This window comes from Streptomyces polyasparticus, assembly GCF_014493765.1.
Lineage (GTDB): Bacteria > Actinomycetota > Actinomycetes > Streptomycetales > Streptomycetaceae > Streptomyces > Streptomyces polyasparticus.
The window spans coordinates 139,768-164,419 of the sequence record NZ_JACTVJ010000003.1; the positions used below are offsets into that span (position 1 = coordinate 139,768).

General features: G+C 71.4%; 17 protein-coding genes. 9 read left to right on the forward strand and 8 right to left on the reverse strand.

Annotated features, from left to right (window positions below; translation table 11 throughout):
• Nucleotides 1-79: 79 nt before the first annotated feature.
• The 9 genes from rimP (at nt 80) to H9Y04_RS04100 (ending at nt 12,754) form a co-directional block, all read left to right on the forward strand.
• A complete protein-coding gene (rimP, locus tag H9Y04_RS04060; protein ID WP_187812249.1) occupies nt 80-610 on the forward strand; it encodes a ribosome maturation factor RimP in 531 nt (176 codons plus the stop codon).
• A 2-nt stretch (nt 611-612) separates the two neighbouring features.
• Nucleotides 613-1,599 carry a transcription termination factor NusA gene (gene nusA / locus H9Y04_RS04065; RefSeq protein WP_187812250.1) on the forward strand — a complete coding sequence of 329 codons (987 nt, stop codon included), beginning with the start codon at nt 613-615 and terminating at the stop codon, nt 1,597-1,599.
• 182 nt (nt 1,600-1,781) lie between these two features.
• The gene (locus tag H9Y04_RS04070) at nt 1,782-2,060 is read left to right on the forward strand and encodes a YlxR family protein (protein WP_187812251.1); all 279 of its coding nucleotides are present in this window, start codon (nt 1,782-1,784) and stop codon (nt 2,058-2,060) included.
• A gap of 148 nt (nt 2,061-2,208) precedes the next feature.
• Nucleotides 2,209-5,286 (forward strand): translation initiation factor IF-2, encoded by a 3,078-nt coding sequence (gene infB / locus H9Y04_RS47690; RefSeq protein ID WP_187812252.1) that lies wholly within the window; start codon nt 2,209-2,211, stop codon nt 5,284-5,286.
• Nucleotides 5,287-5,485: 199 nt separating this feature from the next.
• On the forward strand, nt 5,486-5,779 hold the full coding sequence (locus tag H9Y04_RS04080; protein ID WP_187812253.1) for a DUF503 domain-containing protein: 294 nt from the start codon (nt 5,486-5,488) through the stop codon (nt 5,777-5,779).
• A 48-nt stretch (nt 5,780-5,827) separates the two neighbouring features.
• Nucleotides 5,828-6,268 carry a 30S ribosome-binding factor RbfA gene (gene rbfA / locus H9Y04_RS04085; protein WP_187812254.1) on the forward strand — a complete coding sequence of 147 codons (441 nt, stop codon included), beginning with the start codon at nt 5,828-5,830 and terminating at the stop codon, nt 6,266-6,268.
• Nucleotides 6,265-7,170, forward strand: coding sequence for a tRNA pseudouridine(55) synthase TruB (truB, locus tag H9Y04_RS04090; RefSeq protein WP_187812255.1), 906 nt, complete (start codon nt 6,265-6,267; stop codon nt 7,168-7,170). Before rbfA ends, truB begins: the two co-directional genes overlap by 4 nt.
• A gap of 376 nt (nt 7,171-7,546) precedes the next feature.
• The gene (locus H9Y04_RS04095; RefSeq protein ID WP_187812256.1) at nt 7,547-11,068 is read left to right on the forward strand and encodes a S1C family serine protease; all 3,522 of its coding nucleotides are present in this window, start codon (nt 7,547-7,549) and stop codon (nt 11,066-11,068) included.
• A 735-nt stretch (nt 11,069-11,803) separates the two neighbouring features.
• Nucleotides 11,804-12,754: a bifunctional riboflavin kinase/FAD synthetase gene (locus H9Y04_RS04100; protein ID WP_187812257.1), complete on the forward strand. Its 951-nt coding sequence runs from the start codon at nt 11,804-11,806 to the stop codon at nt 12,752-12,754.
• 95 nt (nt 12,755-12,849) lie between these two features.
• On the opposite strand, the gene H9Y04_RS04105 is transcribed toward H9Y04_RS04100, so the two are convergent.
• From H9Y04_RS04105 to H9Y04_RS04140, 8 genes are all read right to left on the reverse strand, one after another.
• Complete coding sequence (locus tag H9Y04_RS04105; protein WP_187812258.1) at nt 12,850-14,991, reverse strand: serine/threonine-protein kinase; 2,142 nt, start codon at nt 14,989-14,991, stop codon at nt 12,850-12,852.
• Nucleotides 14,992-15,043: 52 nt separating this feature from the next.
• Entirely contained in the window at nt 15,044-17,245 is a 2,202-nt protein-coding gene (locus H9Y04_RS04110) for a protein kinase domain-containing protein (RefSeq protein WP_187812259.1), read from the reverse strand.
• A 192-nt stretch (nt 17,246-17,437) separates the two neighbouring features.
• Nucleotides 17,438-18,412: a protein kinase family protein gene (locus H9Y04_RS04115; protein WP_187812260.1), complete on the reverse strand. Its 975-nt coding sequence runs from the start codon at nt 18,410-18,412 to the stop codon at nt 17,438-17,440.
• Nucleotides 18,413-18,508: 96 nt separating this feature from the next.
• A complete protein-coding gene (locus tag H9Y04_RS04120; protein ID WP_187812261.1) occupies nt 18,509-19,489 on the reverse strand; it encodes an ABC transporter ATP-binding protein in 981 nt (326 codons plus the stop codon).
• The gene (locus H9Y04_RS04125) at nt 19,486-20,526 is read right to left on the reverse strand and encodes an ABC transporter ATP-binding protein (RefSeq protein ID WP_187812262.1); all 1,041 of its coding nucleotides are present in this window, start codon (nt 20,524-20,526) and stop codon (nt 19,486-19,488) included. The genes H9Y04_RS04120 and H9Y04_RS04125 overlap by 4 nt, the downstream gene beginning before the upstream one ends.
• Nucleotides 20,523-21,506, reverse strand: a complete 984-nt coding sequence (locus H9Y04_RS04130; protein WP_187812263.1) for an ABC transporter permease — start codon at nt 21,504-21,506, stop codon at nt 20,523-20,525. Before H9Y04_RS04130 ends, H9Y04_RS04125 begins: the two co-directional genes overlap by 4 nt.
• A complete protein-coding gene (locus H9Y04_RS04135; protein ID WP_187812264.1) occupies nt 21,503-22,579 on the reverse strand; it encodes an ABC transporter permease in 1,077 nt (358 codons plus the stop codon). The genes H9Y04_RS04130 and H9Y04_RS04135 overlap by 4 nt, the downstream gene beginning before the upstream one ends.
• Before the next feature lie 62 nt (nt 22,580-22,641).
• Complete coding sequence (locus H9Y04_RS04140) at nt 22,642-24,570, reverse strand: ABC transporter substrate-binding protein (RefSeq protein WP_187812265.1); 1,929 nt, start codon at nt 24,568-24,570, stop codon at nt 22,642-22,644.
• Nucleotides 24,571-24,652: the final 82 nt, after the last annotated feature.

The following is a 24,652-nucleotide window of genomic DNA, read 5'->3' on the forward strand; positions in this document are numbered from 1 at the left end:
ACACCCCGCGCGACCGGATACCCTTTGACCTGACACGCGAGAAACCCACAACAGCACACGCGGCCGAGGAGTCACCCGGATGAGCACCACCCAGAGCGAGAGGCTGCGCGGTCTGCTTGAACCGCTCGTCGGCGCCAAGGATCTGGATCTCGAAGAGATCACTGTGACTCCCGCCGGTAAGCGTCGTGTGCTGCGTGTCGTGGTCGACTCCGACGAAGGCGTCCAGCTGGACACCTGTGCCGAGCTGAGCCGTGAGATCTCCGAGAAGCTGGACGAGACCGACGCCATGGGCAATGGCGAGTACGTCCTCGAGGTCACCTCTCCCGGAGCCGACCGCCCCCTCACCGAGCACCGCCACTATGTGCGTGCGACCGGCCGCCTCGTGAAGTTCCAGCTGACCGAGGGCGGCGAGCTGATCGCGCGCATCCTCGGCGTGGACGAGGAGGGCCTCGACCTCGAGGTCCCGGGGGTGAAGGGCCGCAAGCCCACCTCCCGCCGTATCGCTTTCGACTCCGTCGCCAAGGCGCGGGTGGAGATCGAGTTCAACCGCAAGAGCAAGAACGAATCCGACGTAGACGTAGCAGACGTAGACGCAGAGAAGGAGGCGTAGCCGTGGACATCGACATGAGTGCCCTGCGGGGTCTGGTCCGGGAGAAGGAGATCTCCTTCGACCTCCTCGTCGAGGCGATCGAATCGGCCCTCCTGATCGCCTACCACCGCACCGAAGGCAGCCGCCGCCGGGCGCGTGTGGAACTCGACAAGAACACCGGCCATGTGACGGTGTGGGCGAAGGAAGACGCCGAGGACCTCGAAGAGGGCCAGGAGGCGCGCGAGTTCGACGACACCCCCTCGGGCTTCGGCCGGATCGCCGCGACCACCGCGAAGCAGGTCATCCTGCAGCGGCTGCGCGACGCCGAGGACGACGCCACGATGGGCGAGTACGCCGGCCGCGAGGGCGACATCGTCACGGGCGTGGTCCAGCAGGGCCGCGACCCGAAGAATGTCCTTGTCGACATCGGCAAGCTCGAGGCCATCCTGCCGGTGCAGGAGCAGGTCCCGGGCGAGGAGTACCCGCACGGCCAGCGGCTGCGCTCGTACGTGGTGCGCGTGGCCAAGGGTGTGCGCGGCCCGTCCGTGACGCTCTCGCGCACGCACCCCAACCTGGTCAAGAAGCTCTTCGCGCTGGAGGTCCCCGAGATCGCCGACGGTTCCGTCGAGATCTCCGCGATCGCCCGCGAGGCCGGCCACCGCACCAAGATCGCCGTACGGTCGACGCGCTCCGGTCTGAACGCCAAGGGTGCCTGCATCGGCCCGATGGGCGGCCGCGTGCGCAATGTCATGGCCGAGCTCGGCGGCGAGAAGATCGACATCGTGGACTGGTCCGACGACCCGGCCGAGATGGTGGCCAACGCGCTCTCGCCGGCGCGGGTCTCCAAGGTCGAGATCGTGGACCTCGCGGCCCGTTCGGCCCGTGTGACGGTCCCCGACTACCAGCTCTCGCTGGCCATCGGCAAGGAGGGCCAGAACGCCCGCCTCGCCGCACGGCTGACCGGCTGGCGGATCGACATCCGGCCGGACACGGAGCAGGCCGGGGAATAGCGAAGGGGGTGCGGGAGCGTTGAGCTCCCGTGCCCTCGGCCGGTTGTGGCACGTGGCCCCGGCCGATCACGGCGCAAAGATCGCGCCGACGGCGGCGCAAAGATCGCGCCGTATTTGAAGCGCTCAGTCATTCGAATCTTGCCCCGAAGGGGTGAGGTCGGTGCGGGGAGGTAGACTTAACGATGTCTGGCCGGACGCACGCCCGCGCCTGCCCTGAGCGAACCTGTGTGGGATGCCGGGAGCGAGCGGCCAAGCGCGATCTGCTGCGGACCGTGTTGATCGAGGGCGCATGTGCCCCCGACCCGCGCGGTACGCTGCCCGGCCGGGGTGCGTATGTACACCCCGCCCTGGTCTGTATCGACACGGCGGTCCGCCGCCGGGCGTTCCCGAGGGCGCTGCGCGCCGAGGGACCGCTCGACACCGCGGCCCTGCGCCGGTATGTCGAGCAGGCGCAACCGTAAGAAGACGTGCCGCACGGAGCCCCGTGCGGTCTAGGTACCCCGCGAGTTGGAAGTAGGTCGAGATTGCGATGAGCACTCGATGAGCACGCGATGAGTACGCCCATGAAGTAGCGACGGTCCGGCGTAACCCGGACCTAAAAGGAGCGAAGTGGCTAAGGTCCGGGTATACGAACTCGCCAAGGAGTTCGGAGTTGAGAGCAAGGTCGTCATGGCCAAGCTCCAAGAACTCGGTGAATTCGTACGTTCGGCGTCCTCGACGATCGAGGCGCCCGTTGTACGCAAATTGACTGACGCATTGCAGGGACCCGGTGGCGGCGGCGCCGCCAAGAAGGCGTCCCCTGCCAAGCCTGCGGCGCCGAAGCCGGCCGCCGCGAAGCCGGCCGCATCGGCTCCGACGCCCGGGGCCCGCCCCGCCGCGCCGAAGCCCGCGCCGGTGACCCCCAAGCCCGCGGCTGAGAAGCCCGCGGCCCCCGCGCCCGGTCCGCGTCCCGCGGCCCCGGCCCCCAAGCCGGCCGTGGCGCCCAAGCCCGCGCCGGCCACTCCGGAGTTCACCGCGCCTCCGGCCGCCCCCGCGGCGCCGAAGCCTGCCGGTGAGCGTCCCGCACGTCCCGGTGCGCCCAAGCCCGGCGCTTCCCGTCCGGCCCCCTCGCAGGGTGGTCAGGGCGAGCGCGCCCCGCGTCCCGGCGGCGCCGCGCGTCCCGGTGGCCAGGGTGGCGCCGGTGCCCCGCGTCCGGGCGGCCGTCCGGCCGGCCCGCGTCCGGGCAACAACCCCTTCACGTCCGGCGGTTCCACCGGCATGGGCCGCCCGCAGGCGCCCCGTCCCGGCGGTGCCCCGCGTCCGGGTGGCCAGGGTGCGCCCGGCGGCCCGCGTCCGCAGGGCGCCGGCCAGGGCGGTCCCCGTCCCCAGGGTCCGGGCGGTCCCCGTCCGACTCCGGGCGGAATGCCTCGTCCGCAGGGCGGCGCTGCCGGTGCCGGCGGTCCCCGTCCCGGCGGCGGCAACCGTCCGAACCCGGGCATGATGCCGCAGCGTCCCGCTGCGGGCCCGCGTCCCGGTGGTGGCCCCGGCGGTGGCCGTGGTCCCGGTGGTGGCGGTCGTCCCGGCGGTGCCGGTGGCGGCGGTCGTCCCGGATTCGCCGGTCGTCCGAGCGGTCCCGGTGGCGGCGGTGGCGGTTTCGCCGGTCGTCCCGGTGGTCCCGGTGGCGGCGGCGGTGCCGGTCGTCCCGGTGGCGGCGGCTTCGGTGGCGGCGGTGGCCGTCCCGGATTCGGTGGTCGTCCCGGTGGTCCGGGTGGCCGTGGTGGCACGCAGGGCGCCTTCGGCCGTCCCGGCGGTCCCGCGCGTCGTGGCCGCAAGTCGAAGCGGCAGAGGCGCCAGGAGTACGAGGCCATGCAGGCCCCGTCGGTGGGCGGCGTCATGCTGCCCCGCGGCAACGGCGAGACCGTTCGCCTGTCGCGTGGTGCTTCCCTGACCGACTTCGCGGAGAAGATCAACGCCAACCCGGCGTCGCTCGTCGCCGTGATGATGAACCTCGGCGAGATGGTCACCGCCACGCAGTCCGTCTCGGACGAGACGCTGCAGCTGCTCGGCGGCGAGATGAACTACACCGTCGAGATCGTCAGCCCGGAGGAGGAGGACCGCGAGCTTCTCGAGTCCTTCGACATCGAGTTCGGTGAGGACGAGGGTGGCGAGGAGTTCCTCGTCGCGCGTCCGCCGGTCGTGACCGTCATGGGTCACGTCGACCACGGTAAGACCCGCCTTCTGGACGCGATCCGCAAGACGAACGTGGCCCAGGGCGAGGCCGGTGGCATCACCCAGCACATCGGTGCCTACCAGGTCACGACCGAGGTCAACGACGAAGAGCGCAAGATCACCTTCATCGACACCCCGGGTCACGAGGCGTTCACCGCCATGCGTGCCCGTGGTGCCAAGTCGACCGACATCGCGATCCTCGTGGTGGCGGCCAACGACGGTGTCATGCCGCAGACGATCGAGGCGCTGAACCACGCCAAGGCGGCCGACGTGCCGATCGTGGTCGCGGTCAACAAGATCGACGTCGAGGGTGCCGACCCGACCAAGGTGCGCGGTCAGCTGACCGAGTACGGCCTGGTGGCCGAGGAGTACGGCGGCGACACCATGTTCGTCGACATCTCCGCCAAGCAGGGTCTCAACATCGACTCTCTGCTCGAGGCCGTGGTCCTGACCGCGGATGCCTCGCTCGACCTGCGGGCCAACCCGGAGCAGGACGCGCAGGGTATTGCGATCGAGGCCCACCTGGACAAGGGCCGTGGTGCTGTCGCCACCGTCCTCGTCCAGCGAGGCACGCTGCGCGTCGGCGACACGATGGTCGCCGGTGACGCGTACGGCCGCGTGCGCGCCATGCTCGACGACAAGGGTGAGAACGTCGAGGTCGCCGAGCCCTCGACGCCGGTTCTCGTCCTCGGTCTGACCAACGTGCCGGGCGCCGGCGACAACTTCCTGGTTGTCGACGAGGACCGCACCGCGCGTCAGATCGCCGAGAAGCGTGCCGCCCGTGAGCGCAACGCCGCGTTCGCCAAGCGCACCCGCCGGGTGTCCCTCGAGGACCTCGACCAGGTGCTCAAGGCGGGTCTGGTGCAGGACCTCAACATCATCATCAAGGGTGATGCGTCCGGTTCCGTCGAGGCCCTTGAGGCCTCGCTGCTCCAGCTCGACGTCGGCGAAGAGGTCGACATCCGGATCCTGCACCGCGGCGTCGGTGCGGTCACGGAGTCCGACATCGACCTGGCGATGGGCTCCGACGCCATCGTGATCGGCTTCAACGTGCGCGCCGCAGGGCGTGCCGCGCAGATGGCCGAGCGCGAGGGTGTGGACGTCCGTTACTACTCGGTCATCTACCAGGCGATCGAAGAGGTCGAGGCGGCCCTCAAGGGCATGCTCAAGCCGGAGTACGAAGAGGTCGAGCTCGGTACGGCGGAGATCCGCGAGGTCTTCCGCTCGTCCAAGCTGGGCAACATCGCCGGTGTGCTCGTCCGGTCCGGCGAGGTCAAGCGCAACACCAAGGCGCGCCTGCTGCGCGATGGCAAGGTCATCGCGGAGAACCTCACCATCTCCGGTCTGCGCCGCTTCAAGGACGACGTCACCGAGATCCGCGAGGGCTTCGAGGGTGGTATCAACCTCGGAAACTTCAACGACATCAAGATCGACGACGTCATCGCGACGTACGAGATGCGCGAGAAGCCGCGCGGCTGATCGCGTCATCGATCACGCTGCGTGATCCGGGGCCGGTCGACGGAGAAATTCCGTCGATCGGCCCCGGCCGTTGCGGGTACGGTTTGTCAGATCCCTCCGGCCGGGGGTCCGGGGGTTGTCCCCCGGGACAACGCAGCGCACGCCCCTGACAAAGGCCAGGGCGCCGTCTAACCCGTACCGGCGGGATATCCGGACCTATATGTACGTGGGGACTCTGTCCTTCGACTTGCTCCTCGGCGACGTACGGTCGTTGAAGGAGAAGCGTTCCGTCGTCCGCCCGATCGTCGCCGAGCTGCACCGCAAGTTCGCGGTCAGCGTGGCGGAGGTCGGCGACCAGGACCTCCATCGCCGGGCCGAGATCGGCGTCGCGATGGTCTCCGGGGACACGGGGCACCTGTCCGAAGTGCTCGACCGGTGCGAGCGGCTGATCGCTGCCCGCCCCGAGGTGGAGCTGCTCTCGGTGCGCCGGCGGCTGCACGGGGACGATGATTGACGTACGCAAGAGACGTACGTACGGAAAGAAACAGAGGGAGACGGACCAGTGGCCGACAACGCGCGGGCGAAGAAGCTGGCGGACCTCATCCGGGAAGTGGTCGCACAGAAGCTGCAGCGTGGGGTCAAGGACCCGCGCCTGGGCTCGCACGTGACCATCACGGACACGAGGGTCACCGGCGATCTGCGGGAGGCGACCGTCTTCTACACGGTCTACGGCGATGACGAGGACCGTGAGAACGCGGCCCGTGGCCTGGAGAGCGCCAAGGGCGTTCTGCGGTCCGCGGTGGGTGCGGCCGCCGGTGTGAAGTTCACGCCGACGCTGACCTTCGTCGCCGATGCGCTGCCGGAGACCGCCAAGACCATCGAGGACCTCCTCGACAAGGCACGGGCCTCCGACGCGCAGGTGCGTCAGGCGTCCTCGGGCGCCGCTTACGCCGGTGACGCGGACCCGTACAAGAAGCCGGAAGAGGACGACGCTTCCGAATGAGCAAGCAGCAGCAGACGCCGGACGGCCTTGTCATCGTCGACAAGCCGTCCGGCTTCACTTCGCATGACGTGGTCGCCAAGATGCGCGGCATCGCCAAGACCCGCAGGGTCGGCCACGCCGGCACGCTCGATCCGATGGCGACCGGTGTGCTCGTGCTCGGTGTGGAGCGCGCCACCAAGCTCCTCGGGCATCTCGCCCTGACGGAGAAGGAGTACCTGGGCACGATCCGGCTCGGGCAGAACACCCTGACGGACGACGCCGAGGGCGAGATCACCTCGTCGACGGATGCGTCCCGGGTGACGCGTGAGGCGATCGACGCAGGGATCGCCAAGCTGACCGGCGAGATCATGCAGGTGCCGTCCAAGGTCAGCGCGATCAAGATCAATGGCGTGCGGTCGTACAAGCGGGCGCGCGAGGGCGAGGAGTTCGAGATTCCGGCGCGGCCGGTGACGATCTCCTCGTTCACGGTGTACGACGTGCGGGACGCGGTGGCCGAGGACGGGACCGCGGTGATGGACCTGGTCGTGTCGGTGGTCTGCTCCTCTGGCACGTACATCCGTGCGCTGGCCCGGGACCTGGGTGCGGATCTCGGTGTGGGGGGACATCTGACGGCGCTGCGGCGTACGCGGGTCGGGCCCTACAAGCTGGACTCGGCGCGGACGCTGGACGAGTTGCAGGCCTCTTTGACGGTGATGCCGGTGGCGGAGGCTGCGGCTGCGGCGTTCCCGCGGTGGGATGTCGACGACAAGCGGGCGCGGCTGCTGCTCAACGGGGTGCGGATCGAGATGCCCGAGGAGTACGGGTCGGGTCGCGCTGTGGCCGTGTACGACGCGTCGGGTCGGTTCGTGGCGCTGGTGGAGGGGCTGAAGGGCAAGGCCAAGAGTCTGGCTGTCTTCGCCTGAGTCCCTCGTCGTGCCAGTGCGCTGCGCGTGCGGTTCGTCTTCTGGGTCGGCGCCGGGGTGGGGTACCTGGTTTTCGGGCAATGCGGGCCGGTACCGAGGGACTCGCGTTGTCGTCTCGGGCCGCCCGAAAACCGGGCACCCCACCCCGTCCCCTCCCGCCGTCCCGCGGCTGCGGGCCGGGTGGGGTGCGGGTCTCACAGTCCATCGTGTCGCTCCTGCTGTCGGATCGTGGCCGGGCGTGGGCAAACCCCGTTCACCCGTTCAGGCAGGCGCTCGAAGCACTTCGCCGGTACACAGGGGGCGCATCCGATTGCGGGGGTTCCCTGCGGAACAGCTCTCCCTACGGTCGTAGGAGAGCGCCGCGGGGAGGACGAGGATGGCCGGGGGTCGCGAGGAACTGGTCCGGATCTGTGATCTGGCGGGCCGGCCCCGCGGCACCGGTTTCGCGGCGGACGAGGACGGGACCGTCGTCACCTCCCACGAGGCGATCGACGGGCTCGCGCGCATCGTGCTGCACGCCGGCGGCGGCCGTACGTGTGTGGTCGACGCCGATGCCGTCGTCTCGTTTCCCGAGACCGATCTCGCGCTCGTACGGACCGAGGGTCTCGGCCTGAGGGCGCTGCCCCTGTCCGTACGGGAACATGTCGAACCCGGCGCGTACGTACGCATCGCCGCGCTCGGATGGCGCGAGGCGCGGGTGCTCGACGCCGAGGCGCAGGTCACGTACACGGCGACGGACCGTTTCCATCTGCTCGGCGGCGTACTGGAGTTGGCCGTCGGGACCGATGCCGCCGATGCGCTGCAGCTCGGCGGGGGAGCGGCCGGCGGGCCCGTGGTGGACACCGCGACCGGGGCCGTGCTCGGCGTGCTCGGGACCGCGCTCGACGCGGGGCATCGCGCGGCGGGTTACGCGGTGCCGCTGCGGGCGGCCGCCCGGGCCGACGCGAGCGGGGTGCTCGGGGAGCTCCTGACGCGCAACGCGGCGAGTGTCCCGGCGTACGGGCGCGATCTCAATCTGGCGGGCGCGCTGCAGCTCAGTGCCATCTCCGTCGGGTCCGATCTGCCGCGCGAGGAGCGCGAACCCGTCCAACGGGTGGAAGTGACAACGGAGTTCGAGGCCTTTCTGGAGTCCGCGCAGTGCGTCCTCGGGCTCGTCGGCGACCCCGGCAGCGGCCGGACCACCGAGCTCGGCGCGCTGGCCCGGCGCCGCGCGCGGGGCGGCGCGCCCGCGCCCACGGTGTGGCTGCGCGGAGCCGGGCTGCAGGCCGGGGACGCCTCGGTGGCGGACGCGGTGGGGCGGGTGCTCGCGCACGCCGGACGGATCGTGGCCGCGTCCGAGGGCGTGCCGGTGGCGGACGAAGAAGACGGTGAGCTCGGGGACATCGGGCCCGACCGGATCGCCCGGCTCGTACGGGACGCGGGGCGGCCCCTGCTCGTCCTCCTGGACGGGCCCGAGGAGATGCCCCCGCAGCTCGCGCACCGCCTCGCGGAGTGGAGCGCGGGGAGCGGGGAGTGGCTGCGGCAGACCGGGACACGGCTGGTCGTCGCCTGCCGGCCCGAGTACTGGGAGCAGGCGGGGGCCCTGTTTCCGGGAAGCGCCCTGTACGGCTCCACGCAGGGCGGGCGGCTGCCCGCCTGCGTACGGCTGGGCGAGCCGGCGGGGCGGCAGGCGGGCTGGGTGCGGGCGCTGCACGGTGTGCCCGACGGCGCGCTGGCCGCGGCGGACGCCGCACACCCCTTGGCCGTACGCCTGTTGGGCGAGGTGCGGGACGCGCTCGGCGAGGCCGTGGACGGGTGCCCCGACCGGGCCGAGATCTTCTCCGCGTATCTGGATCTGCTCTGCCTGCGGATCGCCGTACGGCTCGCTGCCCTGCAGGACGTACGAGGCCCTGCTGTACGGCGCCTCGCGGCGAAGGTCTCCGGGCGGCTGCACGAGGCCGCGCGACGGTGTCTGGGGCCCGGGCAGGGCGAGCTGGACCGGGAAGCCTTCGAGGAGGTCTTCCCGTGGGCCACGGGGTGGGCGTCCGCCGTGCTGACCGAGGGCGCCCTGGTGCCCGCGGGGGGCGGGTACCGGTTCGCGCACGAGGAGTTGGCCGACTGGATCCAGGGGGCCCATCTCGACCTGGACGCGGCCCTGTTCGCGCTCGTGCACCGCTGGCGTGCGGAGCCCGAGGAGCGCGCTTCCGTCCCGGCCCGGCTGCCCGCGCGCACGGACGGCCCGCGCCGGCGCCCGCGCAAGGCGGCTGCCGGCCCGGGGCCCGTGCACCCGCTGCCCGTTCCGCGGCACCGCATCGGCCCCGTCCTGCAGGCCCTGCTGCTCCTCGAACGCCAGCAGGGCCCCGACCAACTCCGCCGCCGGCTCGACGAACTCACCCTCGCCGCCGACCACTTCGCCGAACACGGACTGCGCACGACCCCCAGCTGGGCGGCCGGCACCCGGCGCAACCCCGCCGACGCCGCCTGGTGGGCAGTCCACCTCCTGACCGAGACCCTGCTCCGGGTCCCGGACGCCCGTCCGTACATGCCCGTCCTGCGGCTGCTCGCCGACCGGATCCTGACGCGGGGCCCGGTGCGCGGGGTGTACGACGGGTTCGGGCCGTGGTTCTGGCGGGCTTTGCCGCTGCCCGCGCAGGAACGGCTTGAACTCCTGCGGCGCCTGGTGGTGGCCGACACCGAGGGCGGCGAGCGGTGCCTCGACACGGTCGCCGCACTGCTCAAGGCCGAACCCGCGCTCGTACAGCCGCTGTTGACGCAGTGGTTCGGCGACGACCGGCCACTGGCCGCCGCGCCCGCCGCCACCGTCGCCGACGCTGCCCAGGCCCTTCTGCACACCCACCGCCACCGCGCGCTCGACGACCTGACCGAGGCCCTCGTCGACTGCGGGCACCCCCGCGGCGACGAGCTCCTCGCGACGCTCGCCGAGGAGGAGCCGTCGGCCCTGTGCCGAGCGGTCGACCGCTGGGCGCACGACGACCGTGCGGCACGGCGGGTCGCGGCGGCCGCGTACGGGCTGAGCGCGGCGCTGCACGTGGACACGGAGGCCGACCGCACGCTGCTCCGCTATGCGGCGCTCGCGCTCCTGGCAAGGCCCGAGGACGGCGCGCTGCACGGCGCGGCGCTCTCCCTGCTCGTCCGCGACCCGGTCACCCGCGCCCGGCATCTGCCGCTCGCCCTGAAGCGGTACGCATCCGGCGACCCCCAGCTCTCCTCGGCCGCCCTCGCCACGGCCCTCACCACCCACCCCGAGCCCGTGCTCGGCGCGTTCCGGTCCCGGCTGCGGGAACCGGGGGCGGGGTCGGCCGAGGTCCTCGAGGCGCTCGCCGGGGTCACCACGCCGGCCGTCGCGCGCCGTGTGACGCATCTCGTACGGGACTTCCTTGAGCTGCGGCCGGAGGCGGCCGTCCAGGCCGGGGTGTACGTGGACCGGCGCCTGGAGCAGGGGGCCCAGGCGCGGGCCACGCTCTTCCCGCTGGTCACGGACCTTCTGCAGAACGGACCGCCCGAGGTCCGCCGCGCCCTGGCCGGTGTGCTCGCGGCGCCCGGCAGGGGCGGGCCCTCGTCGCGGGTGCTGCGCGGCGAACTGCTCGACGTACTCCTCGAGCTGGAGCACGATCCGGCCGTCCTCGACGAGGTGCTCACGGTGGCGGTCCGTACGGGAGGCGTGGACTGGTCCCGCACACGGGACCTGGTCCGCCGCTGCGGGCTCCTCCTGGTGCGCACCCCGGAAGGCGCCGCGTCCTACGACCGCCGCCTGGTCTCCCTCGCCCACGCGTGCCCGGACTTCGCTCGTGCGCTGGCTTGTTGGCTGGAGGAGTCGGCGGGGGTGTGGACGGTGTTGGTGGGGCCGAGTGCGCGGCGGATGATTGTGGAGGGGGTGGGGGTGCGGGTCTCGGCTTGAGGGTGCGGGGTGCTCGGCCTGAGCGTGCGAGTGCTCGCCTTGAGCGTGCGGGTCTCGGCTTGAGCGTGCGGGTGTTCGGCCTGAGCGTGCGGGTCTCGGCTTGAGTGTGCGGGTGGGCCGGGCTGTTGGTTTGGTTCCGGCCCGGGTGGGGCTGGGCTGTCGGCTCCCGGCCCGGGTGGGGCCCAGGTGGGCCCGGGTGGGTGTGCGGGCCGGATTGAGGTTCGGCCTGGGCCGCGGTCTCGTCGCGGTCTGCGGGCGGGAGCCGCACCCCCACCGGGCGGGAGCCGCGGGACGGCGGGAGGGGACGGGGTGGGCTACCTGGTTTTCGGGCGGTCCGAGACGGCCGGGTGAGTCCCTCGGTACCGGCTCACATTGCCCGAAAACCAGGTACCCCGCCCCGGCACCGACCCAAGACGAACCGCAGGCGGCACACGCACCGGTGGAATGCCGTAACGCGGGCGAGGCCAGGTAAGCGCTGGCCCGCAGTCAGGCACGCGCCGCCCCGCAGGCGTACTGCATGACAGCGCACCGGCGGAGAGCCGTAAGCCAGCCGAGGTCAGGGACGCATCGCTCCCGGGCGCACCGGACGCGCAGCGCACCCCGCGACGCAGCCGGAACGTTCGCAGGCCGATGCCCCCAGCGGGCCCCCGGGGGCGGGGTGGGCGGAAAAGGCATGGCACTCTTAGTCCTGCGCAAACAGAACAACACACACAGGTTCGGCGAGGAGCAAACACCGTGCAGCGCTGGCGTGGCTTGGAGGACATCCCCCAGGACTGGGGGCGCAGCGTCGTCACCATCGGCTCCTACGACGGAGTGCACCGCGGTCACCAGCTGATCATCGGCCGCGCGGTGGAACGCGCCCGCGAACTGGGCATCCCGAGCGTGGTCGTCACCTTCGACCCCCACCCCAGCGAGGTTGTCCGCCCCGGCAGCCACCCCCCGCTGCTCGCCCCGCACCACCGCCGCGCGGAGCTGATGGCCGACCTCGGCGTGGACGCCGTGCTGATCCTCCCCTTCACCGCGGAGTTCTCGAAGCTCTCGCCCGCCGACTTCGTCGCCAAGGTGCTCGTCGACAAGCTGCACGCCCGCGTCGTCGTCGAAGGCCCCAACTTCCGCTTCGGCCACAAGGCCGCCGGCAACGTCGAGTTCCTCGCCGAGCAGGGCCGTACGTACGACTACGACGTCGAGGTCATCGACCTCTTCGTCAGCGGCGAGGCCGGCGGCGGCGAACCCTTCTCCTCCACCCTGACCCGCCGCCTCGTGGCGGAGGGCGACGTCGCCGGCGCCGCCGAGATCCTCGGCCGCCCCCACCGCGTCGAGGGCGTCGTCGTCCGCGGCGCCCAGCGCGGCCGCGAGCTGGGCTTCCCGACGGCCAACGTCGAGACCCTGCCGCACACCGCGATCCCCGCGGACGGCGTCTACGCCGGGTACCTGCACGTCGAGGGCGAGGCCATGCCCGCCGCGATCTCGGTGGGCACCAACCCGCAGTTCGACGGCAAGGAGCGCACCGTCGAGGCGTACGCCATCGACCGCGTCGGCCTCGATCTGTACGGCCTGCACGTGGCCGTCGACTTCGTCGCGTACGTACGGGGCATGGCGAAGTTCGACTCGCTCGAGCAGCTGATCCAGGCCATCGCGGACGACGTCCAGCGTGCGAAGGCACTGCTCGCCGCGCACGAGGCGTAACCGGATCCCGCACGAGCCTCGGCAGCATCCCGCACGAGCCGCAGCCGCATCGCGCACGAAGCAAGGCCGGTCAGGCCCGAAGCGCTGGCGGTGTTTCAGAACACCGCCAGCGCCACCACCTTGCCGCCGCTCTGGGCGAAGACCCGGTTGCCCCCGGCGGCGATCGACTGCTGTTCGGCGTGCGGCAGGTCGTAGTGGAGGGCGATCCGTCCGTCGGCGACGGTCACGGCGCTGACCATGAGCTTGTCCTCGATGCCGGGCATGTCCTCGGAAACGGTCCGCAGGTACCAGGCACCGCTCCCCTGGACGAGTACGGGCCGGCCGTGGTTCGCCGGCCACTCGCCCTTCCACACCTCGCTGCCGTCGCGCGCGTCGAGGCACCGCGGGTAGACGCCGGCGCCGACGTAGACGGAGCCCGCGTGCACGGTGGCCGGCCCCCAGTTCTGGACCTCGCCCTTCCAGTTCTCGGCCCCGGCCTGCCAGATCTCCTTGCCGTCGCCGAGCCGTCGGGCGGACAGTCGGGTACCGCTGAGGAACACCTTGTCCCCGTCGACCGTCGTATCGACGACGGCGTCCCTGCTGCCCTGATGCGACCACGCGACCTTGCCATTGCGCGTGTCGAGCGCCACGACGCCGCCTTCGTCGGTCCCGATCACGAGCCGTCCCCGGGCCGCCGCCGCGGATGCCGCTCCCTGTCCCTTGAAGGCCGCCGGAGCGCTCGCCGTCCACCGCACCTTCGCGTCGGACCTGCCGACGCTGCGCAGCTTCTTGCTCCTGGTCAGGAAGTAGACCGCGTCATCGTCCGCCGCGAGCAGGTGCTGCACCTCGGCCGCCGGGCAGGTCCACTTGGCGACGCCGGTGGACGGCACGTACGTCCGCAGCGTCCCCTCCTCGTCGGCCGCGGCCACGAGCCGGTCGGACAGGGACAGGAAGTTCGCCTGCGCGCGGATGCCGGCGGCCTGCCAGCGGCGCTTTCCGTCGCGTACGTCGTATGCGGCGATGCCCCCGCTCCCGGCGGCGAAGACGAGGACGTCGCGCACCGGGAGGAGACCCGGTGCGTACACGTCGGCCTCGTCTTCGAGGGACCAGAGCAGTGTGGGGGCCGGGTCCCCGATCGACACGCGGCCTCCCAGCTCCTCCAAGGCCTGCTCAGGGGTGCGCGCGGCGGGCGGGATGTCGAAGGGATCGTTCTTCGCCGGCGGGCGGGCACCGTCGTCGCCCGTGCCCCGGCCGGCCAGCCACCACACGCCGGTACCGCCCGTGGCCGCGACGACCGCGCCCGCTGCCGCAAGGCCGGTGAGCAGCCGGCGCCGCCCCGGCGACGGCGCCTGGCCGCTTGCGGTGACCGCGCCCTGCTGGGCGAGCCGGGCGGCCGCACGCTCGCGCTCCTTGATGGCGTCGGCGAGCGGACCGCGCCGCCAGTGCCGCTCGGTCCCCTTGGCGGGCGCCATCGCCTGTTCGATCTGCGCGGGCGTGGGCCGCAGCGCCGCGTCCTTGGCGAGGCAGGGTGCCACGAGCGCCGTCAACTCCGGTGACAGCCCGGCGAGTTCGGGATCGCCGTGCACCACCGCGTACTGCACGGCCGCCACATGCCCGCCGTCGAACGCCCGCCGCCCGGTGGCCGCGTACACGAACACCGCACCCAGCGAGAACACATCCGCAGGGGGTGCCACGCGCTGCCCGAGCACCTGCTCGGGTGCGCCGTAGCCGGGAGTGACCGGCACCTGCCCGGTCGTGGTGAGCGTCAGACCGTGTTCGGGCCTGGCGATGCCGAAGTCGATGATGCGGGGGCCGCTCGCGGTGAGCACGATGTTCTGCGGCTTGAGGTCGCGGTGCACGAATCCGGCCGCGTGGATGTCGGCGACCGTGCGCGCCAGCGACGCGGCGAGCGCCCGCAGCGCGGCCTCGTCGAGCGGCCCGAACCCGTCGACGGCCTGGTCGAGGGTGAGACCCGCGAGGAACTCCGTGGCGATCCACGGCCGCCCGCCCTCGGTCCACGCGCCGAGCACGGCGGCAACTCCCGGACTGCGTACGGCCTGTGCGGCCTGCGCCTCGCGCACGAAACGCTGTGCGAGGTCCGTGTCGTGCGCCAGCTCGGGCCGCAGCACCTTGACCGCCGCGAGGGTCCCGGCCGCGTCCTGACCCACGTACACCTTGCCCATACCGCCTTCGCCGAGTACGCCGGACAGGCGGTACGGGCCTAGGCGGACGGGGTCTCCGGGGCCGAGCGGGGTCATGGCGGGGGTCCTTCGTGCAGTGCTTGCGGGGGACGGGCGGCAGGGCGGCAGGTCATCTCAGGGGATACGCGCTCATGGTCTCCTCGCCCATCCCGAGGACGAGCCTGTCGGGCAGGTCAGGGTAGAAGCGCGTCGCGCTGGTCTTGTACGTGTAGCCGGTGTCGTGGGTCCGCAGATCGACGGCGTGCAGCTGAACTCCGTTGCGGTAGTAGCCGTACCGCTTGGTCACCAGCGGACGCCAGGCCAGGGAGACCTCACCGACCTCGCTCGACGTCTCGGTCCACCTGACCTGGCCGCTGTCGGCGGCGAGCGCTCTGAGGCCGGTGCCCCGCCCGACCGCGTACACGACACCCGAGGCGTACGTGGGCGGGCTGTAGGCGACCCCGGCCGGGCTCGTCCACACCTCGTCCCCGTTCTCGATCCGCCATGCCCGCAGACGGTCGCCGCCGAGGTAGATCCGCCCGTCCCCGAGGGCCAGTTCGCTCTGCAGCGCCTCGAGATCGCCGGCCTTCCCGTACGGCTTGTCCCAGACGACCTCGCCGCTTCGGATGTCCCGTACGACCACGCGTACGGTCTTCGGCTCGGTCTCCTGCAGCGTCACCAGGCGGTCCCCGACGACCTCGGCCGCCAGGAAATGCAGCCGCATGCTCTTGTCCGGGCGCGCGGGCAAGGCCTTGGACCACAGTGTCCTGCCGGTCTTCACATCGGCGGCGCGCAGCGTGAACTTCTGTGAGGCGAGAAAGCCGAAGTCCGACGCCTTGCCGGAGCCGACCGCGACGTAGGCCACCGTGCCCGCGACACAGAGCAGTTGGTTTCCGTCGAGGGCGGCGTTGGTGCCGTCGAGGACGGCCGGCGTCGGCTGCACGGATTCCTGGCGTTGATTCCAGGTCGCGACCGTGACCGAACTCATCACGACCGGGCTGTTGCTCTCGAGCGTCGGGGCGAGCCGGTACTCGGTGCCTGCCACGACATCGACCTGCCAGGGCAGTCCGCGCGCGGTGATGCCCTTCGTGCGCGCGCCGGTCTCCGGGATGTAGCGCACCGTGGAGGCGTCGAAAGGGAGATGGATGGACCCCTCGACGGGATAGGGCACCGCAAGGCCCCATTCGAAGAGGCGGTACGAGGCCGAATCCGCCTCCCAGAGCGGGTCCGCGTTCCGTGTCTGCTCGGGCCCCGCGGGCTTCTCGCCGGCACTGCTCCCGCCGTTGTCCCGCGAGGAGTTCCACCACCAGGCGCCGCCGCCCGCGAGCGCCGCGACGGCCGCCGCGCCGCCGCCGAGCAGGAACCGGCGCCGTGAGGCGCCCGCGCGTTTCACCGGCTCCGACGGCCCGTCGGGGCCTGCCACGTCGACCGGCGCGGGCATCCGCCGGGGCGAGATCTGCCAGACGGCGGCGGCCCGCCGTCCGATCTCGGCCATCAACGAATCGGGCAGCTGATCGGCGAACTCGCCGCTGCCGTCGTGCAGTTGAGCCGCCAGCTCCAGGACCCCGGGCCGCTGCGCCGGATCCTTGGACAGGCACCGCGCGAGTACGGGTACGAGCGACGGCGGCACGCCGGTCAGGTCGGCCTCCGCGTACCGCACCCGGTACAGCAGGTCGGCCGCCTGCCCGGTCCCGAACGGCCCGCTGCCCCTGGCCGCGTACACCAGCACCCCGGCGAGCGCGAAGACATCGCCCGCTGCGCCGTGCTCCTGCCCGGTGGCCTGCTCGGGCGACATGAAGGCCGGGGTGCCGACGGCCGATCCGGTACGGGTCAGCCGCTCGTCCCCGACGGCCCGCGCGATCCCGAAGTCGATGACCTTGGGACCGTACGCCGTGACAAGGATGTTGGACGGTTTGAGGTCCCGGTGGACGACCTCGGACCGGTGCAGCTGGTCGAGCGCCGCGCACAGAGCGGCTCCGAGCGCACGCACGGCCTGCTCGGGCAGCGGCCCGGCGGCCTCCACCGCCTCGTCGAGCGCGGGCCCGAGCACGTACTCGGTGGCGAGCCAGGGCGTGGCCGCGAGCGGATCGGCGTCGACGACCCTCGCCCCGAACTGCCCGCCGATGACACGGGCGGCGTCGACCTCGAGCCGGAAGCGCGTCCTGGCGTCGGGAGTGTCGGCGATCCCCGGGTGCATGGTCTTGAGCGCGACCGTGGCACCGCCGGGCGTACGAGCGACGTACACGGTCCCCATGCCGCCGCTGCCCAGGCGGGCGATGAGGCGGAAGGGGCCGAGGGCGGCGGGGTCGTCGTGGGTCAGGGGTGCGGGCATCAGGGCTTCAGACTGTCGACTTCAGGTGGGTGGGCTTGAGGGCTGTGGGCTTCGGCGCCGGTTTCAGGGCGGCTGCGGGCTTCACTTCTGTGGGCTTCACTTGTGTGGGCTTCACGGCTGTGGCCTTCCGGTCCATCGGCTTCCGGTCCATCGGATTCAGGGCCGTCGGCTTCAGGGCTGTCGGCTTCGGACTCACGAGAAGGAAGGCGCGGCCGCGCGTGCCGCCACCGCCGCGCCGCCCGCCCCCGGATCGAGCTCGGCACCGAGCACGATCGCGGCCTGGTGGGCGAGCGCGGCGCCGATGCGGGGCGGCAGCCAGCCAGGGGTGAGCAAGGCGGTGGCGCGCTCGGGCGCACCGAACCCGGCGGGCTGCTGCGCCGCCGCGCGATCGCCGTCGGCCAGCTCCCTTACGCAGGCGACGAGTTGCAGGCGATCGGCCGGATCGCGCGCCAGGCAGCGCGTCACGACGGGCCGGAGCCACCCGGGCAGCTCTTCCCGCTCCGGCGCCGTGCTCCCAGTGGCGGCGAAGGCGAGCGTCGCACCCAACGCGTACACATCACCCATGGGACGCGGCACTCCGCCCGCCCTCTGCTCGGGCGCGAGGACGCTCGCGTCGATCCCGGCAGCGCCGCGCCGTGCTGTGCCGTCGGTCGCGGCGGCGGTGCGTACGGCTCCGTATCCGCCGAGCCGGGGCCCGTCGTGGGCGAGAAGGACCGCGGCGGGCGAAACTCCCGCGTGCGTGAGGCCCTGCCCGTGGATCACGGAGAGCGATTCGGCGAGGGCGACGCCGAGGGCCCGCACGGTTCGCTCGGGCAACGGGCCTCCGTGGAGCGCGAGCGCGGCGGGCAGAGGCAGCACCGGCAGATACGGGCTGGCGTGCCACGCCCCGTGCCCGGCCGGCGCCACCTCGGTGGCGGGCAGCGCCCAGCGGCCCACCAGGTAACGCGAGGCATCCGCCTCGGTCAGGAAGCGTGCGGGGTCGCTTCCCGGAAGCGGGCTGCTGAGCAGGACGGTGCGCTCTCCGTCCGGCGTACGGCCGATGTACCGCAGGGCGGGCGGCACACACCGGCCGGAGCCACTGCCGCTCGCATCGAGCGCCGCAAGCACGGCGTAGGGCCCGATCCACTGCACGCCCGTCCCGTGCCCCGCCCGGCTCCCGCTCTGCATCTGCAAACAGCTCCCCACCCGTATGGCTCAAGCGCCGTGAGCCTACTAGAGGGGCTGATGGGGTGCGGGTGGGGGATGAGGCGGGCGGCGCCGCTCTCAACGAGGCGCTGTGACGCTCGCCCAGTGACAGGCCACCTGCCGCTCCCCACCCCCCGAGAGCACCGGCAGCGTGACCGTACGGCAGGACGCCGCCACCCCGGCCCGCTCGGCTTCGCCCGAAGCCAGCACCTGGCATCGTGCGTGGAAGCGGCAGCCGCCGGGGATCCGCGAGGGGTCCGGCGGCTCGCCGGTGAGGACCACCGGCTCGCCCGGCGCCTCCGGCAGTACGGACAACAGGGCCTGTGTATACGGGTGTTGGGGCGAGGTCAGGACCTCCTCGACCGTGCCCGTCTCCACGATGCGGCCCAGGTACATCACCGCCACGCGGTCCGCGATGTTCCACGCGAGCCCCAGGTCGTGCGTGACGACCAGTGCCGAGAGCCCCAGTTCGGTGCGCAGCGAGAGCAGCAGTGCCAGGATCTCCCCGCGTACGGAGGCGTCCAGGGAGGCCACCGGCTCGTCCGCGACGATCAGTTCGGGTTCGAGCACCAGCGCGCCCGCGATCACGACGCGCTGGCGCTGGCCGCCCGAGAGCTCGTGCGGATAGCGCAGGAAGAAGCGCTCCGGCGGTCGCAGACCCGCCCGGGACAGCGCGCCCGCGACGGCTTCGCGCTCGTCACCCCCGTATCCGTGGATCCGCAGTCCCTCCGCCACCGCGTCGTACACCGTGTGCCGCGGATTGAGGGAGCCGCTCGGGTCCTGGAGGACCAGTTGCGCGCGCTTGCGGTAGGCCTTGAGGGCCTTTCCGCGGTACGTCAACGGGGAGCCGTCGAAGCGGACTTGGCCCGAGGTCGGCGGGACCAGGCCGAGCAGGGAGCGGGCCAGGGTCGTCTTGCCGCAGCCGGACTCGCCGACGAGGGCCACGATCTCGCCGCGCCTGATGTCCAGGTCGACCCCGTCGACGGCCCGCGCCTCGGGCGCGCCGCGCCGGCCGGGGAAGGTGACCCCGAGACCTTCGGCACTCAGCAAAGCACTCATCGCTCACTCCCCACCGAGGCGTCCGAAGCATCCGAAGTGTCCGAGCCGTCCGCAGCATCCGACACGTCCGCAGCACCCTGCGTGCTCGCTTCCCGTACGTGCACACACGCCGCCCGCCGCAACTCACCGGCCCCGACCAGGACTTGGTCCTCCGTCGTGCAGGAATCCAGCGCCACCGGACACCGCGGATGGAAGGTGCAGCCCGACGGCAGATCGGAGGGATCCGGTGGATCCCCGGGCAGTCCCCGGGGCGCGAACCGCGACGACGGGTCCCCGATCCGCGGGAACGCCGCCGACAGCGCCTTGCCGTACGGGTGCAGGGCGTCGTCGTACACCTCCTGTGCGGGCCCTTCCTCGACCACGCGGCCCGCGTACATGACCGTGAGCCGGTCGCAGGTGTCCGAGAGCACCGCCAGATCGTGGCTGATCATGATGAGTCCGAGGTCCTGTTCGGCCACCAACTCCTCGATCAGGCGCAGGATCTGCGCCTGGATCATCACGTCGAGCGCGGTCGTCGGCTCGTCCGCGATGATCAGGTCGGGCGCGCAGGCCAGCGCCATCGCGATCATCACGCGCTGCCGCTGACCGCCCGAGAGCTCATGGGGATACGCCTCGGCGCGTGCGGCGGGCAGCCCCACGTGTTCGAGGAGCTCGGCGACCCGCTCCCTCACCTTGCCGGGCGGTGTCGTGCGGTGCAGCCGGATGGGCTCGGCGATCTGGTCGCCGATCCGGTGCACCGCGTTCAGCGAGTGCATGGCGCCCTGGAAGACGATCGACGCCCCCGCCCAGCGCACCGCCCGCAGCCGGCCCCACTTCATGGCGAGGACGTCCTCGCCCTTCAGCAGGATCTGCCCGGTCACCTTCGTGCCCGCGGGCAGCAGGCGAAGCAGCGCAAGCGCCAGGGTCGACTTCCCGCAGCCGGACTCGCCCGCGATGCCCAGCTTCTGCCCGGCGTCCACCGTGAGGTCGACGCCGCGTACGGCCTGGGCGCCATTCGCGTACGTGACATGCAGATCACGTACCTCCAAGAGGCTCAACGGGCCACCCCCAGCCTGGGATTGAGAACCGACTCGACCGCGCGCCCGCACAGCGTGAACGCCAGCGCCACCAGGGCGATGGCGAGTCCGGGCGGCGCCAGGTACCACCAGTGTCCGGCGCTCACGGCGCCCGCCTCGCGAGCGTCCTGGAGCATGCCGCCCCAGGAGGTGACGGTGGGATCGCTGAGCCCGAGGAACGCGAGCGTCGACTCGGTGAGGATCGCACTGGAGATCACCAGTGTGGTCTGCGCGAGGACCAGCGGCATCACATTGGGCAGGACGTGCCGCAGCATGATGTGCCCGTGTCCGCCGCCGAGCGCGCGGGCCCTTTCGATGTACGGGCGCGACTCGACGGCCAGGGTCTGGGCGCGCACCAGACGGGCGGTGGTCGGCCAGGTGGTGATGCCGATCGCGAGGATCACCGTCCACATCGACCGGTCCATCACGGTGGCGAGCGCGATGGCGAGCACCAGCGTCGGCATCACCAGGAACCAGTCGGTGACGCGCATCAGGACGGTCGCGTACCAGCCGCGGAAGTGCCCGGCCACGATGCCGACGACCGTGCCGATCGCCACGCACAGGAAGGCGGCGAGCAGACCGACCGTCAGTGACACCCGTGAACCCCAGACGAGCAGGGCGAGCACACTGCGGCCGAACTGGTCGGTGCCGAGCGGGAATTCACCGCTCGGATCCTCCATGGCCTGGCCCGGGGCGTCGGTCACGGACTCCGAGTCCGCGCCCACGAGCAGCGGCGCGCAGATCGCGATCAGAGCGATCAGAATCAGGGCTGCCAGGCCCCAGAGTCCGCTTCTGTGGGTCCGGTACTCCTTCCAGAAACGTGCGAGCGAGCGGCGCATCCGTGCGGCCTTGAGCGCCCGGGGGCTCTTCGCGGTGGCGGCCTTCTCGGCGAGCGGCCCGGCCGGGGCCGAGGGCTCGGTGGTCAGCGGGGTCTCGCCGGTGATCGGCGGTTCTGCGGTCATCGGCCCACCCGGGGATCGAGCAGCGGATACAGCACGTCGGCAAGGGTGTTGGCGAGGATCACCGCGGCCGCGAAGAGGAAGAACAGGGCCTGCACCAGGGGCAGGTCGGGCCCGGCGAGCGCCTCGTAGAAGAGACCCCCGAGCCCCGGCCAGGAGAACACCGTCTCGACCAGGATCTGTCCGGCGACCACATGCCCGAGGTTCACGAACATCAGCGTGAAGGTGGGCAGCATCGCGTTCGGCACCGCATGCCGGCGCCGTACGACATCGTCGCGCAGTCCCTTGGCGCGCGCGGTGGTCAGATAGTCGCTGCCCATCTCGTCGAGCAGCGAGGACCGCATCACCAGGAGCGTCTGCGCGTAGCCGACCGCGACCAGCGTGATCACCGGCAGGATCATGTGGTGCGCCACGTCGATGACGTACGCGAATCCGGTTTCGCCGCCGGATTCGAGACCGCCGGTCGGGAAGAGCCCGGGAATGGGCCCGATGCCGACGGAGAACACGATGATGAGCAGCAGTCCCAGCCAGAACGACGGGACGGAGTAGAGCGTCAGGGCCAGCGCGCTGTTGAAGCGGTCGCTCCGGCTGCCGTGCCGCCAGGCGGTCCGCGTCCCGAGGAAGAGGCCGAGCGCGGTGAAGAGGAGGAAGGCGGTGCCCGTGAGGAGCAGCGTGGCCGGCAGCGCGGCGGTGATCTTGTCCATCACCGGCGCGTGGAACTGGTACGACATACCGAAATCGCCGGACAGCGCGTCCCCGATGTAGTCCAGGAACTGCTGCCACATCGGCTGGTCGAGCCCGAACTCCCGCCGCAGGTTCTCCAGTTGCTCACTGGAGACCGGGCGGCCGCCCGTCATGTGCTTGACCGGGTCGCTGGGGATCAGGCGGAAGAGGAAGAAGCTCGTGACGAGCACGGCGAACAGGGAGACCGCGGCCCCCACGATCTTGCCCGCCGCATAACGGAGATAGGCCTTGGTGTTGCGCGCGCGTGGTCCGCGGCCGGCCGACGGCCCGGCGGTATCCGGGCCGTCGGCTTCCGCGCTGTGCACGAGCGCCGGAGTGCTCTCAGCTGTCATGGGACTCTCGTTACTCGTGCGTCGGCAGGTGCTTTCGTCAGCAGCTGCTACGTCGGCAGGTGCTATTCGCGGTCGTCAGCGGTCGCCGCCCGCCTGCGGGAGAGGAAGAACGCTGCGCCGCCGAGGACGAGCACACCGGCGATCACACCGATCACGATGCCGGTCGAACCGCCGTCGTCACCGCCGTCGCCGGACCCCGAGCCACCGCTTCCGGCACTCGCCGGCTCCGCCGACCACCAGCTCCAATACCCGTCCTGGCCATAGATGTTGCCGGAGGCCTCGGGCATCGTCTTGATGGACTTGATCTGGTCGGTGCGGTACGCCTCGACGGCGTTCGGATACGCGATGACGTTCATGTAGCCCGAGTCGTACAGCCAGGACTGCATTTCCTTGACGGTCGCCGCGCGCTTGGCCGCATCGTATTCGGCGAGCTGCTTCTTGTAGAGCTCGTCGAACTTCTTGTCGCAGATGAAGTTGTCCGTGGCCGCGCTCTCCTTGGCCTTCTCCGGCAGCGCCGCGCAGGTGTGGATGCCGAGCACGAAGTCCGGGTCCGGGTTCACCGACCAGCCGTCGAAGGCGAGGTCGTACTCACCCGCGTACCAGGGCACGGAGACATCGTCGAGGCACTGGACCTCGAGCCCGATGCCCAGGTCGCCCCACCATTCCTTGAGGTACTTGCCGATCGCCTTGTCGTTGGGGTCGGTCGCGTGGCACAGGATCCGGAAGTCGAGCGGCTTGCCGTCCTTGCCGACGCGCTTGTCGCCCTTCATCGGATACCCGGCCTCGTCGAGCAGCTTGGCGGCCTTCTCCGGGTCGTACGCGAGCTTCTGATCGCCTTCGGGCTTCCAGAAGTACGACTCGAAGCGCGGCGGGATGTACCCCTCGCCCTCGACCGCGTGGCCCTGGAACACCTTGTCGACGATGGTCTTGCGGTCGACGGAGAGGAACAGCGCCTGGCGCACCTTCTGGTCGAGCAGCGCCGGATGGCCGTCACCGAACTTCTTGCCGTCCTTCGTCTGCGCACCAGGGTTGGTGGCGATGGCGAAGAAGCGGCGGCCGGGGCCCTCGTTGACCTTGATGTTCTTCTCGCCCTTGAGGCTTGCGGCCTGAGCGGGCGTCAGGGCCGGCGCACCGGCGACGAAGGAGACCTCGCCCTTCTTGAGGGCGGCGACGGCGGCGTCCTGGTCCTTGTACGTACGGAAGACGAGCTCGTCGAACTTCGGGGCTCCGCGCCAGAATTCCTTGTTGGCCTTGAGCTTCACGTACTGGTCGGTCTTGTAGTCCGTGAGGACGAAGGGCCCGTTGCCCACGATCGGGAACTTCTCGTCGTTGTTGAACTTCGAGTAGTCCTTGACGTCCTTCCAGATGTGCTCGGGCACGATCGGGACGTCCAGCGAGGTCATCGTGGCCTGCGGCTCCTTGAGCTCGATCACGAGCTCGGTGTCGCTGGGCGCGGTGACCTTCTTGAAGTTCGCGACGAAGCTGCCGTTGGCCTGGGCGGCGTTCTCGTCGGTCATCATCTTGTTGAACGTGAACGCCGCGTCCTTGGCGGTGGCCTGCTTGCCGTCCGACCACTTGGAGTCGTCGCGGATCGTGTACGTCCAGGTCAGCTTGTCCGGGGAGGACTTCCACTCGGTGGCGAAGCCCGGGATGGTCTTGTTGTCCTTGGGGTCGTAGTTGGTCAGGTACTCGTACATGAGCCGGTGGATGCTCGTGCTGACCAGGCGCTGAGCCAGGAACGGGCTCAGCGAGTCGACGCTCTGCGCGAGCGCGACGGTGAGGGTCTTGCCGTCGGCCTTGGCCTTGGTGTTTGCGTTGGCTTCGGCCTGTTGTGCCGGCGCCTCGGCGGGTGCTGCGGGCGCGGCCGGCGCTGCGGCCAGGCCGGCCGTCAAGGCGAGCGCGGCGACACCGGAGGCCACCAGGAACCGACGCCTGCGCGGGGCGGGCGGTGGTGATCCGAACTGCGGGGCGTGCTGATCTCTTACGTTCATGGGTCGGTGACCTCGCGTCATCGCTCGCATGGAAACGGCAGGAACAAGCGCCGAAGGGTCTGAGTGGTCTGTGTGTCTATCA